General features: G+C 55.5%; 1 pseudogene. It reads right to left on the bottom strand.

Annotated elements, in window-relative coordinates:
* Positions 1 to 425, bottom strand: a pseudogene (locus JUI58_RS00280) (hypothetical protein); the annotation flags it as partial.

Below are 425 nucleotides of genomic sequence, written 5' to 3'. Positions count from 1 at the left end.
TGCGCCCTCTATGCTTGCGCCCTCTATGCTTGCGCCCTCTATGCTTGCGCCCTCTATGCTTGCGCCCTCTATGCTTGCGCCCTCTATGCTTGCGCCCCACGGTAAAGCGGCAAACGGCAAACGGTTGAGTTTCCCGTCAGCGACGATCGCCAAACGTTGATTTTTCAGCTTACCTGCAACGGGATCGAGGAGCATTTTTGCGAGTTCTGTCCCTTCACTGAGAGGGTTGCGGTTTTCGGCTTGCAGGGCGGTGATATAGCGTTCTGTGGCGGTTTCAATGTCTTGGCGAGAGGGGAGTTCGTAGGCGGTAAACTCGGTTTTGCTGACAGCGAAGAGATAGCTGCGATCGCCTCCGAGGGCGTATTCGAGGAGGAGGGTATCATCGTCGAGGATATTTGCTTGGATTTGTTGCAGGGTGAGGGGTT

Source organism: Spirulina sp. CCY15215 (genome assembly GCF_016888125.1).
Classification (GTDB): domain Bacteria; phylum Cyanobacteriota; class Cyanobacteriia; order Cyanobacteriales; family Spirulinaceae; genus CCY15215.
Note: the sequence above shows the minus strand (reverse complement) of the source record. Positions and strands in the feature narration are given on the sequence as shown.